The sequence below is a fragment of the Clostridium sp. chh4-2 genome (assembly GCF_002899675.1).
Taxonomy (GTDB): Bacteria; Bacillota; Clostridia; order Lachnospirales; family Lachnospiraceae; genus CHH4-2.
Map to the genome: position 1 here is coordinate 101944 of NZ_PKUU01000024.1, position 15581 is coordinate 117524.

12 protein-coding genes are annotated in these 15581 nt (G+C 42.4%); all 12 read left to right on the forward strand.

Translation table 11 applies throughout. The annotated features are described in order from the left end of the window. Positions 1-251 precede the first annotated feature (251 nt). The 12 genes from rpsL to C0033_RS21455 all read left to right on the forward strand — a co-directional run bounded on the left by rpsL (position 252) and on the right by C0033_RS21455 (position 14955). Positions 252-671, forward strand: coding sequence for a 30S ribosomal protein S12 (gene rpsL / locus C0033_RS21400; protein ID WP_103229948.1), 420 nt, complete (start codon positions 252-254; stop codon positions 669-671). A 243-nt stretch (positions 672-914) separates the two neighbouring features. Further along, positions 915-1385 (forward strand): 30S ribosomal protein S7, encoded by a 471-nt coding sequence (rpsG, locus tag C0033_RS21405; protein WP_103229949.1) that lies wholly within the window; start codon positions 915-917, stop codon positions 1383-1385. A gap of 15 nt (positions 1386-1400) precedes the next feature. Then, a complete protein-coding gene (gene fusA, locus C0033_RS21410) occupies positions 1401-3521 on the forward strand; it encodes an elongation factor G (protein WP_103229950.1) in 2121 nt (706 codons plus the stop codon). A 193-nt stretch (positions 3522-3714) separates the two neighbouring features. Next, positions 3715-4908 (forward strand): elongation factor Tu, encoded by a 1194-nt coding sequence (tuf, locus tag C0033_RS21415; protein WP_103229951.1) that lies wholly within the window; start codon positions 3715-3717, stop codon positions 4906-4908. Between the two features lie 230 nt (positions 4909-5138). Further along, on the forward strand, positions 5139-5891 hold the full coding sequence (locus C0033_RS21420; protein ID WP_103229952.1) for a MurR/RpiR family transcriptional regulator: 753 nt from the start codon (positions 5139-5141) through the stop codon (positions 5889-5891). Then, a complete protein-coding gene (locus C0033_RS21425; RefSeq protein ID WP_103229953.1) occupies positions 5888-6652 on the forward strand; it encodes a MurR/RpiR family transcriptional regulator in 765 nt (254 codons plus the stop codon). Before C0033_RS21420 ends, C0033_RS21425 begins: the two co-directional genes overlap by 4 nt. Before the next feature lie 106 nt (positions 6653-6758). Then, positions 6759-7586, forward strand: coding sequence for a Cof-type HAD-IIB family hydrolase (locus C0033_RS21430; protein ID WP_103229954.1), 828 nt, complete (start codon positions 6759-6761; stop codon positions 7584-7586). Between the two features lie 43 nt (positions 7587-7629). Continuing rightward, entirely contained in the window at positions 7630-9291 is a 1662-nt protein-coding gene (locus tag C0033_RS21435; RefSeq protein ID WP_347501206.1) for an alpha-glucosidase, read from the forward strand. 13 nt (positions 9292-9304) lie between these two features. Continuing rightward, the gene (locus C0033_RS21440) at positions 9305-11215 is read left to right on the forward strand and encodes a PTS transporter subunit IIBCA (RefSeq protein WP_103229955.1); all 1911 of its coding nucleotides are present in this window, start codon (positions 9305-9307) and stop codon (positions 11213-11215) included. A gap of 120 nt (positions 11216-11335) precedes the next feature. Continuing rightward, positions 11336-12130: an alpha/beta hydrolase gene (locus C0033_RS21445; RefSeq protein ID WP_242984571.1), complete on the forward strand. Its 795-nt coding sequence runs from the start codon at positions 11336-11338 to the stop codon at positions 12128-12130. Between the two features lie 218 nt (positions 12131-12348). After that, the gene (locus tag C0033_RS21450; protein WP_103229956.1) at positions 12349-13926 is read left to right on the forward strand and encodes a hypothetical protein; all 1578 of its coding nucleotides are present in this window, start codon (positions 12349-12351) and stop codon (positions 13924-13926) included. A 33-nt stretch (positions 13927-13959) separates the two neighbouring features. Continuing rightward, on the forward strand, positions 13960-14955 hold the full coding sequence (locus tag C0033_RS21455; RefSeq protein WP_103229957.1) for a DUF2812 domain-containing protein: 996 nt from the start codon (positions 13960-13962) through the stop codon (positions 14953-14955). Positions 14956-15581 lie beyond the last annotated feature (626 nt).

Sequence of the window (15581 nt, forward strand, 5' to 3'; positions counted from 1 at the left end):
GAGAGTCTCCAGTCAGACCCGAGTCCGGCGGTTTGCAGGACCCGGGCCTGACTGGAGACTCTCCTGGAGCTGTGAACAGTAAAAACAAAGTATTTAATAAAAAACAAAATTTACCTTGACACAAATTAGCAATATGGATATAATAAGTAGGCGTGTATAAAATACGCGATGTTTTGGTGTGCAATTTTGGCATCATCAAAAAGCTGAAACTTACAGCAACCAACAGACAAATATCACAGGAGGTGAAAAGAATGCCAACATTTAACCAGTTAGTGAGAAAAGGAAGACAGACATCAGTTAAGAAGTCTACAGCACCAGCTCTGCAGAAGGGATACAACTCTTTACAGAAACGTGCCACAGATAGTTCTTCTCCTCAGAAAAGAGGTGTTTGTACCGCAGTTAAGACTGCTACACCTAAAAAACCTAACTCAGCTCTTAGAAAGATCGCCAGAGTTCGTCTTTCCAATGGTATCGAAGTAACAAGCTACATTCCAGGAGAGGGTCACAACCTTCAGGAGCATAGTGTAGTTCTGATCCGTGGTGGTAGGGTTAAAGACTTACCAGGTACCAGATACCACATCGTTAGAGGTACACTTGATACAGCAGGTGTTGCTAACAGAAAACAAGCTCGTTCTAAATACGGTGCTAAGAGACCTAAAGACAAAAAATAATTGAAAGCCGACAGGGAAAACCGCTGTAAATTGTTTGTATAAACAATGCTTTCAGATTTAGTATCACACATTTTGAATTAAATTCTAGTGCCGGATTGTTGATATTGCCTGTGGTTGCAGGAGATAGATTAAGATAACCGAGCGCGAAACACGTAGTGAAATGTCGTGAGTACCGAAGATCTAATTCAAAGCTGGAAGGAACTAAAAAAGCTCCGGACAGCCAATATTAAGGAGGGAAGTAACGTGCCACGTAAAGGACATACTCAGAAAAGAGACGTATTAGCAGATCCGCTTTACAACAACAAAGTTGTTACAAAACTGGTTAACAACATTATGTTAGATGGTAAAAAGGGTGTTGCTCAGAAGATCGTGTACGGAGCATTCAGCCGTATCGCTGAAAAAACCGGTAAAGACGCGGTCGAAGTATTTGAGGAAGCAATGAATAACATTATGCCAGTTCTGGAAGTTAAGGCTAAACGTATCGGTGGAGCTACCTATCAGGTGCCGATCGAAGTTAAGCCGGAGAGAAGACAGGCATTGGCTCTTCGCTGGATCACACTTTACTCTCGTAAGAGAGGCGAGAAGACTCAGGAAGAAAGATTAGCAAACGAACTTATGGATGCAGCTAACAACACTGGTGCTTCTGTTAAGAAGAAAGAAGACATGCATAAGATGGCAGAGGCTAATAAGGCATTTGCTCATTACAGATTCTAATAGGAGGAAAAAGCTTTGGCTGGAAGAGAATATCCGTTAGAGAGAACCAGAAATATTGGTATCATGGCTCATATCGATGCTGGTAAAACAACATTAACAGAGCGTATCCTTTATTACACTGGTGTTAACTATAAAATTGGTGATACCCATGAAGGTACTGCTACTATGGACTGGATGGAGCAGGAGCAGGAAAGAGGTATCACAATTACTTCAGCTGCTACTACCTGTCATTGGACTTTACAGGAAAACTGTAAACCTAAAAAAGGTGCTTTGGAGCACCGTATCAACATTATTGATACTCCAGGACACGTTGACTTTACAGTAGAAGTAGAACGTTCTCTGCGTGTACTTGACGGTGCGGTCGGCGTATTCTGCGCTAAGGGCGGTGTTGAACCACAGTCCGAAAACGTATGGCGTCAGGCTGATACCTATAACGTTCCGCGTATGGCATTCATCAACAAGATGGATATCTTAGGTGCGAACTTCTATGGCGCAGTAGATCAGATTAAAACAAGATTAGGCAAGAACGCAATTTGTCTTCAGCTGCCGATCGGTGCAGAAGATGAATTTAAGGGCATTATCGATTTATTCGAGATGAAAGCTTATATCTACAATGATGATAAGGGTGAAGATATCACCATCACAGATATCCCGGAGGATATGCAGGATGATGCAGAACTTTACCATACAGAATTAGTAGAGAAGATCTGTGAACTCGATGATGATCTGATGATGGAATACCTGGAAGGTGAAGAACCAACTGTTGAAAAGCTGAAAGCAGCTCTTAGAAAAGGAACCTGTGAATGTACAGCAATTCCTGTATGCTGCGGTACCGCTTACAGAAACAAAGGTGTTCAGAAGCTTCTGGATGCAGTTCTTGAATTCATGCCTTCTCCAACAGACATTCCTTCTATTAAGGGTGTTGACCTGGAAGGCAACGAAATTGAAAGACATTCATCTGATGATGAACCTTTCTCAGCATTAGCATTTAAGATTATGACTGACCCATTCGTAGGTAAGTTAGCATTCTTCCGTGTGTATTCCGGTTCTATGAACTCCGGTTCTTATGTACTGAATGCAACTAAGAATAAGAAAGAACGTGTTGGACGTATTCTTCAGATGCACGCTAACAAGAGACAGGAATTAGACAAAGTATATGCAGGTGATATCGCAGCAGCTGTCGGATTTAAATCCACAACTACCGGTGATACAATCTGTGATGACCAGCATCCGGTTATTCTGGAATCCATGGAATTCCCAGAGCCTGTTATCGATATCGCAATCGAGCCTAAGACCAAAGCAGGTCAGGGCAAGATGGGTGAAGCTTTAGCAAAACTTGCTGAAGAAGATCCTACCTTCAGAGCAAAAACTGATCAGGAAACAGGTCAGACAATCATCTCTGGTATGGGTGAGCTTCATCTGGAAATCATCGTTGACCGTCTTCTTCGTGAATTCAACGTAGAAGCTAACGTTGGTGCTCCTCAGGTTGCTTACAAAGAAACATTTACAAAAGCAGTTGATGTTGACAGCAAGTATGCAAAACAGTCCGGTGGACGTGGACAGTACGGTCATTGTAAGGTTCACTTCGAACCAATGGATGCCAATGCAGAAGAAGTATTCAAATTTGAATCCAGCGTTGTCGGCGGTGCTATTCCTAAGGAATACATCCCAGCAGTCGGCGCAGGTATCGAAGAAGCTTCCAAGGCAGGTATCTTAGGCGGATTCCCTGTACTTGGTATCAAAGCTACTGTATATGATGGTTCTTACCATGAAGTCGATTCCAATGAAATGGCATTTAAGATTGCCGGTTCCTTAGCTTTCAAAGAAGCTATGCAGAAGGCAGGCGCTATTTTACTTGAACCGATCATGAAAGTAGAAGTTACTATGCCTGAAGACTACATGGGTGATGTTATCGGTGATATCAACTCCCGTCGTGGCCGTATCGAAGGTATGGATGACATCGGCGGCGGAAAGCTTGTAAGAGCATTTGTTCCGTTGTCAGAGATGTTCGGATATTCAACAGACCTGCGTTCTAAGACACAGGGACGTGGTAACTACTCCATGTTCTTTGATAAATATGAACCAGTTCCTAAGTCCGTACAGGAAAAAATTATTGCTGAACGCAAAGGCAAATAAATTGCCGTAAGGCAGATAATGAGCTTTTGGGGCAGTGCAAAAACTGCCCGTTCAGCTGCAATAATAGGCTTGAAAATTGTGCATAAATAGCATATAATGAGAGATAGCCATAGTTTGACAGGCATAGTCTGCCGAGCGCAATACTAAAACAATAGGAAGCCCCAAGAGGCCCAATTAAGGAGGACGTTATAAAATGGCAAAAGCAAAGTTTGAAAGAAACAAAACGCATTGTAACATCGGTACCATTGGACACGTAGACCATGGTAAAACAACTTTAACAGCTGCTATCACAAAAACTCTTCATGAGAGATTAGGAACTGGTGAAGCTGTTGCATTCGAAAACATCGATAAAGCTCCAGAAGAAAGAGAGCGTGGAATCACTATTTCTACAGCTCACGTTGAATATGAAACAGAAAAAAGACATTACGCACACGTTGACTGCCCAGGACATGCTGACTATGTAAAGAACATGATCACAGGTGCTGCTCAGATGGACGGCGCTATCCTTGTTGTTGCTGCTACTGATGGTGTTATGGCTCAGACAAGAGAGCACATCCTGCTTTCACGTCAGGTAGGCGTTCCTTATATCGTAGTATTCATGAACAAATGCGATATGGTTGACGACGAAGAATTACTTGAATTAGTAGACATGGAAATCAGAGAATTATTAAACGAGTATGAATTCCCAGGCGATGATACACCTATCATCCAGGGTTCTGCTTTAAAAGCTCTTGAAGATCCTACAAGCGAGTGGGGCGACAAGATCCTTGAATTAATGAAAGCTGTTGACGAGTGGGTTCCAGATCCTGTACGTGCTACAGATCAGCCTTTCTTAATGCCAGTTGAGGACGTTTTCTCAATCACAGGCCGTGGTACTGTTGCTACAGGTAGAGTAGAGCGTGGTACATTACACGTATCTGACGAAGTTGAAATCGTTGGTATTCATGAAGAAACACGTAAAGTAGTAGTTACCGGTATCGAAATGTTCCGTAAATTACTTGACGAAGCTCAGGCTGGTGATAACATCGGTGCTCTTCTTCGTGGTGTTCAGAGAACTGAAATCGAAAGAGGACAGTGTTTATGTAAACCAGGTTCTGTAAAATGCCATAAGAAATTTACAGCACAGGTTTACGTATTAACAAAAGATGAAGGTGGACGTCATACTCCTTTCTTCAACAACTACAGACCTCAGTTCTACTTCAGAACAACTGACGTAACTGGTGTTTGCGAATTACCAGCTGGTACAGAGATGTGCATGCCTGGTGATAACGTAGAAATGACTATTGAACTGATCCATCCAGTAGCTATGGAGCAGGGTCTTCGTTTCGCTATCCGTGAAGGTGGACGTACTGTAGGTTCAGGTAGAGTTGCTACTATCGTTGAATAATTTTAATTGAGATTAATATAGATTTTTGTGCCCAAGCGTAAAGAGAGCCCTTGAAAAGCATTGCTTTTCAAGGGTTTTTTTGTGCTGCAGCTTTCATATTTTTTATTATGTGGCAGAATTTCATTTGAAGGCAGACCGATGTGGAGTTATAATAATAATATAGATTATCATGGAACTCTGCGTACTTTGATTTGATGTCGTGGGTTTTTCAGGACAGATATGGAGGCCATATGAAAATAGAAGAATTGTTAAATCAATATTATGACAACCTTACCCCCAATGACAGAGAGATCATGAATTTAATTTTAAAGAACAAACGTAAGGCCAGCCAGCTTTCCAGCACAGATCTTGCCGGATTTTGCCATGTGTCAAGAACCACCCTGCTCCGCATGATTAAAAAGCTGAGTCTTCAATCATTTACAGAATTTAAATTTCTGCTGTCGAATGAAGAAAGCGAATCGGCGGCGGACGGCTTAGAGTGGCGGGAGGTTATTGATAATTATCACAATATGATAGATGACCTGAAAAAGATGGATTACGGACCAATCTGTCAACTGATTTATCAGGCGCAAAACATCTATCTGTATGGAACGGGAAATGAACAGAAATCCATTTCAGAAGAGTTTAAAAGGATTTTTTTGAATTTTGGAAAATGCTGTATGGATCTGTTCGACTATGGGGAATGTGAATTTGCAAAGCAGAATTTTACCGAGAATGACGTATTTATTATCATATCTTTATCGGGAGAGACCAGAGAAGGAATTGAACTTTTAAAACTGGTGCAGAATACTCCGATTCAAACTCTTTCAATCACCAGATGGAACAACAATACAATCGCCAGAATGTGTGGCAGCAATTTATATGCAGGAACTAAGATGCTGAATGGAATGGAAGCGCAGCCTTATGAAGTGGTTTCCGCTTTTTATGTGCTGTTGGATATATTGTCCGTTAATTATCTGGAATTCATTGGAGGTAAAATATGAAATTTGAAGAGTTAATGAACCGCTATTACCGCACGTTCAGTGAAAATGAAAAATATGTCTGCCGGTACATTATAGAACATAAGCGGGAATGCTGTAGAAAATCAATCGATGAATTTGCAAAAGAGTGTCATGTCTCTAAAACCATGCTGGTACGTTTTGCAAAGAAGATGATGCTGCCCGGGTTTGGGGAACTGAAAGCGATGATCCGGCTGGAGAATGAAGAAAAGCTGGCCAGCCGGGATAAACTGCTGGATGAAGTAACCGGCAGTTATCATAAGATGATCGAAGACTTTTATAAACGAGACCTTACCGGGATTTTTGAAAAGATCAGAACTGCCAACCGGATTCTGATCTATGGAAGCGGTTCTGCACAGTCACACGTGGCCAGTGAGTTTAAACGGATTTTTTTACCGGTTAATAAGCCTATGTTCCATGTCTATGGCCACGATATGGTCACCGCTTTAGGAAAATCGGCAAAGCCGGAAGACTTGGTGGTAATTATTTCTCTGACAGGGGAAGAGAAGAGCACGGTTTCTTTAGCCGAATATCTGCGTTTGAAACAGGTGCCGTCAATTTCCATCACAAGGATTCAGAATAATTCCCTTGCATCTCTGTGCAATGAGAACCTTTATATTCATTCCATACAGATCCCTATGGAATATGGGATCGATTATGAAATCGTAACGCCGTATTTTATACTGATTGAACTTTTATTTTTACGATATCAGATTTATGCAAGTGAACAAAAATCCATAATGTGAAACTTTGTGCGAAAATGGTACAATGGTTTTAAGTGGGGCTATCTTATTGATAGCTCTTTTTTCATGTGCTATGATGCAGATAACAAGAGCGGAAAGGGAATGATGAATGACAAAAATCATATTTTTTGACATCGATGGAACTCTCAGGGATGAGGCAGAAGGTATTCCAAAAAGCGTTAAGACCGCATTTTCCCAATGCAGAATAAATGGCTGTAAACTGGTAATCTGCACAGGACGGAGCATGGGTACGATCCAAGAGGATGTGATGGAATTGGGGGCGGACGGATATATCACCGGAGGGGGATGCAGAATTCAATATGGAACATCCATTTTAAAAGATGAGGCGTTTGCGTCCGATCTGGTTGGGAAATTACTTGAGCAGTTCCGACAAGAAAAGGACAATGGCATTACCATGGAATCGGAAAATTTAGTATTCATGAACGCCCGGGCAGCTTCCTTATTAAAATCCAGAAATCAAAAGCTGGGCAAAGATGAACGGTCAGAGAAAATCACCTATAAAGAGAACCTGAATTCCCTCCGCGTGGAAGATCACCGGATTCATAAAATCTGTTTTTGGACCTATGAAGACAATGGCAAGCTTTTAAAGGAACTGTTAGAAGTCAAAGCCCAACTGGCACAAAGCGGCAGATGGGAAGATTTCATGTATTATGAGTTAATCCCGAAAGGCTGCGGAAAAGGAAATGCGGTCCAAACCCTGTGTTGCCATCTGGGAATACAGCTGAAAGACGCCATGAGTTTTGGAGATGGTAAAAATGATATCGATATGCTGAAGGTGACCGGTATCTCAGCCGCCATGGAAAACGGCGACCGGGAATTATTTCCCTATGCGGATCTGATCTGCCGGGAACCCATGAAGGACGGAATTTACAAGGCTCTGATAGAGACAGGTGTGATAACAGGCGTCATAGAGTAACGGTGCACGGAATAAGAGGACATAGAGTGAGGAGATGGAGGAAATGATGAAAAAACATTGGTGGCAAAAAGAAGTGGTCTATCAGATTTACCCGAAGAGTTTTAAAGACAGCAATGGAGACGGGATTGGCGATATAAAAGGGATTACAAATAAGCTGGATTATCTGGAATATCTGGGGATTACGGTGATTTGGATCTGTCCCATCTATCAGTCTCCCATGGATGATAACGGATATGACGTGGCGGATTACAGACAGGTGGCGCCGGAATTTGGAAGCATGGAAGATTTGGAAGAGCTGATCGGAAAAGCGTCGGAGAAGGGCATTAAGATCATTCTGGACCTTGTAATCAACCATACCTCAGATGAACATGAATGGTTTAAAAATGCGCTGGCCGATCCGGACAGCAGGTTTCATGACTACTATATTTTTAAAGAGGGCGAGGAGATTCCTAATAACTGGCGTTCTGTTTTCGGCGGAAGCGTGTGGGAAAAGGTGCCCGGGCGCAGCGAATACTATTTTCACGCATTTGGAAAAAAACAGCCTGATCTCAATTGGGAAAATGAGGAAGTCAGGGAAAAGCTTTATGAGATGGTAAACTGGTGGCTGGATAAGGGGATTGCCGGATTCCGGATCGATGCCATTACATTCATAAAAAAGGATCTCACATTTGAAAGCAGAGAGCCGGACGGTTCAGACGGTCTGGTAAAATGCACGAAAACTTCCAGAAACCAGGCGGGGATCGGAACATTTCTTCATGAGCTGAAAGAGCGTACCTTTGATAAATATGACTGCATGACGGTGGCGGAAGCGCCGGGAGTGCCTTATGAAGAGCTGGAAGAATTTATTGGAGAACAGGGATATTTTTCAATGATTTTTGATTTCCGGTATGCGGATCTGGATGTGGCATCGGGAAGCGAGTGGTTTAAACGGATTCCATGGACCGTGAAAGAGCTGAAGGAAAAAATCATGTGCAGCCAGATGGCTTTGCAAAAATGCGGCTGGGGAGCCAATTTTATAGAAAACCATGACCAGCCAAGGGCAGCATCCAAATATCTGAAAGAGGATGCGCAGAATGCGGATGCGGTAAAAATGATGGCAGCCATGTATTTTTTCCTGAGAGGAACGCCGTTTATCTATCAGGGACAGGAATTGGGAATGGTGAATTTTAAACGTAAGGGTATCGGAGAATTCAATGACATTTCCAGTTTGGACCAATATTACCGGTCAATAGATGAAGGGCTGGACGAACAGGAAGCTTTAAATATCGTGAATTTAAGAAGCCGGGATAATGCAAGAACTCCATTTCCGTGGGATGACAGTGATTTTGGCGGGTTCAGTACAGCAGAACCCTGGCTTGGAATGAATGAAACTTATCCTCAAATTAATGCAAAGAGCCAAATTGGAGATCCGGACAGCATATTGGAGTTTTACCGGAAAATGATAGAGCTGAGAAACAGGGAAGAATACCGAGACTGTCTGGTATATGGTGACATTGAGCCGTTAGAAAGCTGCGGCCGGGTAATCGCATATGTGAGAAAAGACAAGGACAAAAAGATTTACTGCTATTTTAATTTTTCAAATGAATCTGCGGATGTCTGTCTGCCGGAGAAAGGATTGGATCTCTTTTGGGGAAATAGGAATGATGCCGGAAAACAGGGGGACCGCCTTACATTACAGCCATATCAGGCTGCACTGCTGAAATAATAAGGAGAAGATTATGGGAGAGAATCAGTATCGGGAAACGGCCAGAAAAATTCTTGAAATTGTGGGAAAAGACAATATTGTATCGGTAACGCATTGTGCAACGCGCCTGCGTTTTGTGGTAAAGGACCGGAATCAGATTGACGATAAAGCGATGGAGCAGGTGAACCAGGTAAAAGGAGTCTTTTTCACTTCCGGCCAATACCAGATCATCTTAGGGACCGGAATTGTGAATAAGGTTTATGAGCAAATATCACAGATGGGGCTGAAAACTCTGTCAAAACAGGAACAGGATGAACTTTTAAAAGAACAGCAGAAGGGAATTAAATATCTGATGCGCGTACTGGCCGATATCTTCGTGCCGATCATCCCGATTATCGCGGCGACCGGCCTGTTCCTGGGCCTGAAGGGCTGCATATTCAATGATAATGTGCTCAGCCTGTTTGGAGCGTCTTCAGCCATGATTCCCCAATATGTGCAGACTTTAGTCAGCGTGCTCACGGAAACTGCGTTTGCATTTCTTCCGGCAATCATATGCTGGTCTGCGTTTCGTGTATTTGGAGGAACTCCTGTAATCGGTCTGGTCATTGGACTGATGCTGGTATCGCCAAGCCTTCCTAACGCCTATGCGGTCGCTGACCCGAAAAGCGGTGTGGATGCGATCATGGCATTTGGAGTGATTCCCATCGTGGGATGTCAGGGAAGCGTTCTGACCGCGATTTTGACCGGATTTTTAGGGGCAAAGCTGGAAAAAAAGCTGAGAAAGGTTATGCCCGATGTTTTAGATCTGATCTTTACACCGTTTATAGTGATGCTGGTAATGCTTTTGGCAGTTCTTCTGGGAATCGGGCCGGTGATGCATGTATTCGAACTGAAACTGGTTCATGTGATCGAATCTCTGATTCATCTGCCGTTTGGAATCGGCGGTTTTGTGATTGGATTTACGTATCCGTTAGCCGTTATCACCGGACTCCATCACACTTACGTGATGATTGAGACTTCCCTTTTGGCTAATACAGGATTCAATCCGCTTATTACACTGTGTTCCATGTATGGGTTTGCCAATGTGGGAACCTGTCTGGCATTTATGGTGAAAACGAAAAAGCAGAACATTAAAGCGACCAGCATCGGCGCCATGCTGTCCCAGCTGTTTGGAATCAGCGAGCCGGTTCTGTTCGGCATTCAGTTAAGGTATAATTTAAAACCGCTGTTTGTAATGCTGACCACATCAGGACTGGGAGCGGCTCTGCTCTCCATATTCAGAATCCAGTCCAATTCCTATGGTTTGGCAGTTATTCCTTCCTATCTAATGTATATATATGAAGGAAGGCAGTTCCTTTTCTATCTTCTCATATCATTATTTACGGTGGCGTGCTGCTTTGTGCTCACCTGTCTGTTTGCAATTCCGCAGGAAGTGTCGGAAGAAGAAATGGATGAGGAAAATGATTTTGAAGGCCATTCCGATTTTTATGCTCCTGTCACAGGCCGCTTTGTACCTTTGGAGGAAGTGAAGGATGAGATGTTTTCATCTAAAGTGCTGGGAGACGGATTTGCCATTGATCCGGCGTCGGGGACGGTGAAAGCTCCGGTGGACGGAACGGTTACTGTGGCTTATCCTACCGGACACGCATTCGGAATCCGGACAGAAGGCGGGATGGAGATTCTAATCCATATTGGAATTGATACCGTGGAATTAAATGGTGACGGATTTAAGACCTATGTGGAACAGGGGCAAAGGATCAGGAAGGGAGAGCTTTTGGCCGAAGTGGATTTGGACAAAGTGAAGGAACGTGGAAAAGAGCCTGTTACAATGATTCTCTTCCCTTCGGGAGAACAGATGGAATACCAAAAGGACGGACAGAACGAGGAAGCGGGAACTCCGGTAAAGAGTATAAAAATATTAGCCTCTATTCGGGAAGAAAAGTAAAATACCGGGTGGAAAATCATGGTAAAATCAGTTATACTGAAAATATTATTGAAGATTTGCAATTATTCAGCAGATCTGTAGGGTTATAACGATTTTATCAAATGATTCTGGAGGTTTTCTATGGACGAATGGATAAGCTACCCCGGTGACAGCGCTGTGGGGATGGATGTTTTTCCGGTTAAAGAGCCGGTGGGGGCAGTTGTGGTCTGCCCCGGAGGAGGATATGGTTTTGTTTCCCCGAGAGAGGGCAGACCGGTGGCTAAGGCGTGGAACAGGGCAGGGTTTTGCGCATTTGTACTCACATATTCCTGTGAAGGAGCTCCTCTTGAAAAAAGACCGCTGCATCAGCTCAGCTGGGCCGTATCTCAGGTTAAGAAAATGTCCGGACAGTACGGCTTTTCTCCGGACAAAGTCATAACCTGCGGATTTTCGGCCGGAGGCCATCTGGCAGGGAATCTGGGAGTGGTTTGGAACCGTCCTGAGTGGTTTTTGGAAGGGACGGATCTGGAACTTCACCGCCCGGCAGCTCAGGTACTTTGCTATCCCGTGATAACGGCTGGAGAATTTGCCCACAGAGGAAGTTTTGACAACCTGGCCGGAACAGACAGGGCTCATCAGCAGGATTATTCTTTGGAAAATCTGGTAACGGAACAGACTCCGCCTACATTTTTATGGCATACCATAGCGGATGAATCCGTTCCGGTAGAGAATACACTGTTGTTTTCCAGAAAGCTGCTTGAGAACCATGTAATTCAGGAAGTACATTTATTCCCATTTGGATGCCATGGTCTGTCCTTGGCGACAGAGGAGGTTACTCAGGTGGAAAAGAACCGATATGCCGATCCGCATTTGGCTCATTGGTTTACCTTAGCAGCAGAGTGGGCGAAGGAAGTTTTAGAACATAAGAACAATTAAAAAACAGATGCCCGACAGATTATTTTCTGTCGGACATCTGTTTTTTTGCAAAGAAAATGTAATTGAATATTAAAATACCATCCCCAATAGTTTGCTATAATAATAGTAGGAAATCGGATAAAATGTGTATAGAAGATTGAAGAGGAAAATTAAGATAAAAGTAAAACAGAATACAAATATATCTGATAACATGAAGATAGGGAAGGAGATGTTAGATTATGGAGAAAAAATTAATAAGCTATGGTTTAGCGATTTTATTGCTTATGACCGCATGTACAGATAAAAAAACTGAGAATCAGGCGATTCCTGAATCCAATGTTTCAATCAGCCAGACTGCCGCCAATCCGTCGTCCGTACAATCGGAAGAGACGCCGGTAAAGACGGAAGAAGATATCCAAACTGTCGCAGCATACCAGTTTGTACCGGATTATGGTATCTGTGAAAAGGGAAATGCTCCCATCTATGTGATGGACCCGCAGAGCCGTCCGGTTGTGAAAGAAGATGACGCGGAGATCGAACTTTTATCCGCAGTATATCAAAACGGAACCATGCTGGCAAAATTTAGGACCAAGGATTACTCGGCGGTGCAGATACCGGAAGAGGAGGCTCAGGTTTTGTTGGAAACGGAAAAAGAAAATCAGAAAAAGCAGGAGCAGGGAGAACCTGTGCAATGGGATGACACTTATATTACCATTGATTCCGAAAAAGGAATATTGGTTAGAAGTCCATTTGCACAGCGGGTAAAAGAGGAAAATGAAAGACGGAACACCTCAAAGGAAAAAAGAACAAAATGCGTATACGGCGAGGGAATACCGGAAGTAGGCTATTCATTTACAAAATCCACAAGTTCTTCTGATTATGATAACTATCTGGAAAAAGGCTACATCACTACCGTATCAGAGCATTGTATGGAAGATAAAGTATTTGAAGTTTCCAGTCCAACTGGAGTTTACGAGATTAAGATGCCGGGATTTACAGAAACCTTGACATTTGAATTTGTACCGGCCATGCAGATACCTTCCTTGGAAGAACTAAAAGGGTATACCAGCCACAGCAGCGCCGGTATTTATGCAGTAGGAAGCTCTGAAGAAGAAGGAATGGAGCTGCAGTATTATACATATTCCAAGAAAAATGAGAGAATTTATCCGGATACCAATCAGTGCATTTTGGAGAAAGATGGAAATGTATATGAAAGGATCTATCACAATGATTACTGGGACGGATCTCACTACTCGATAACAGGTATTGGAAAGGGGAGACAGGGCGACAAACTTTTATTTCAAGTGCCTGAAGAAGAGAGAACTGGTGATTTTACTTTGAAAATCCCGCGGGTTAGGATAATTTCACAGGAATTATCAGATGTCATTGAGATTCAGATACCGGATGGAGAAGCAGACTCCGGACAAAAAATAGAGTTTGCCGACAGCACAATAACCATCAGCAAAGTGAAGAGAATGGAAGAACCTGTTTATTACGGCAATATTAACGGTGAGGACGTGAGTAAACCGGCTGTTTATCTTACGTTGAAAAGTGAGATGAAAGCAGCGGAGAGAAGTTTTTTACAGATGTCGGGCATCCAGCCGGATTCAAAGCACAGCGAGGAAGCCAGTCCGTATATAAGTTACATGATACCGGATCTTGATGAAAATGGAGAGCAGTATCCTTATAGCAAATTGATCGGATTTTATGCATTTTATGAAGACGGGGACAAAACAGTACAGGTTCAGTTCAGGAATCCGTCTTATTTACTGGATGAGGAATTTGAGCTGCCAATTGAGATGACGATGGGAGATTAAACAGCTGCCAAAGCAGCAGAAGGAGAGGCTAATATGAATGGATATCAGAAATATATAATTCCGTGCAGCCTCTTGGACATTCAGGGGCTGGAGCGTTTTTTTGAAAAGAAAGCCCAAAAGGGTTATTTGATCCGCAGCTTCTCTAAATGGAGTGATGTTGGAAGATTTGAAGAGGTTTTGGAAGGAACCTGCCATTTTTGCATTGATATTTATAGAAAAGATCTTACGAAGAAGGACGAGGGTGATCCCGAATTCTTAGAGTATATCGAAGAGTGTGAAGCGCTAGGATGGATTTACACATGCACTTATAAAAATCTTGTGATTTTTTACAACAGGGATGAAGACCGTCCTCTGGAATTGAAACGCAATAAGATAGCGGCCAGACAATATTTGGTTGATATAACCTGCCCGGAAGAAAAAAGAATGCTTCTGCGTCAGTCTTTGTATTCGGCAGGAGTTATGTCCTTTTGGTTTATTCTGCTGTTTTTAGGATTTTGGAAAGACGGGACAGAGAAAAATATGGGGATATGGATTTACTGCCTGATCTTTTTAAGCGGTTTGATGTTCATTAATTTATCCGGAGCGATTGCAAGATACATTCAGAACCTGCGGATCGGGAATGCCTTGGAGAAGGGAAACGATTATTTGCTCAGACCTGTATTCTGGGATGAAGATATGATAATGTCTCTGGTATTGCTGATAACGGAATTCGCACTTTTTCTGTGGAGTTATCAGATCTTCTCAGTCAGATCTGCGGTTTTGTCCTCCTGCTCTATGGTCATATCCGCAGCAATCCTTGGTTTAGGAAGAATTAAATACCGCATGGGGAAAAAGTGGAAGTATCCTATTATAATACGGCTTTGTTGTATTGTCCCCCTTATTCTGCTTTCCATATCCGTGAAAACGACTCCTACTGTATGCAATTACCGGTATGAGCTCCATTCCAATACGGACAATTACGGAGGGAATGACAGGGAAGGACAGATGAAAGAAGCAGTAATGAGAATGGAAGAAAAGGCAAAGTCCTGATTTTAATTTTAATTTAAAGTAAATAAGAAATAAAAATGAGAAATAAGGGTGTGGATCAGAGATCCGCATCTTTATTTTTACGGACATATTTTACCCTCCATCATCATAATTTGATGACATATCAGGTATAAAATGGGGAAATGGGGAGAAAATACACTTATAATATCCCATAAAATGCCGTTTTTGGCACGTTTTGAAAAGAATTTAAAAAAAATGAAAAAAATGCTTGACTTTTGTCGGCTGCTTTGGTATTCTATTAAACGTGCCTCAGATATGAATTTTTCGAGAGCGAAAAACAATTTTGAAAAAAATAAAAAAACTCTTGACAAAAACATAAAGATGAGATACAATAAATGAGTTGCTTCTGAAAAAGCAACACAATAAGAACCTTGATAATTAAAGATTGAACAGTATGTAAAACCCTGAAAATTCTAATAAAACAGGTCATGTTTGATGGCCTTGAATGAGAAAATTCAGAACAAATACAGAGATGTATACGAACCAAACAAAACAGTAAAGAGAGTTGAAAGACACTCTCCGGATTTAAAATTAGCTAACGTTAATTTTGAATCAAGATCAAAACTTTAACATGAGAGTTTGATCCTGGCTCAGGATGAACGCTGGCG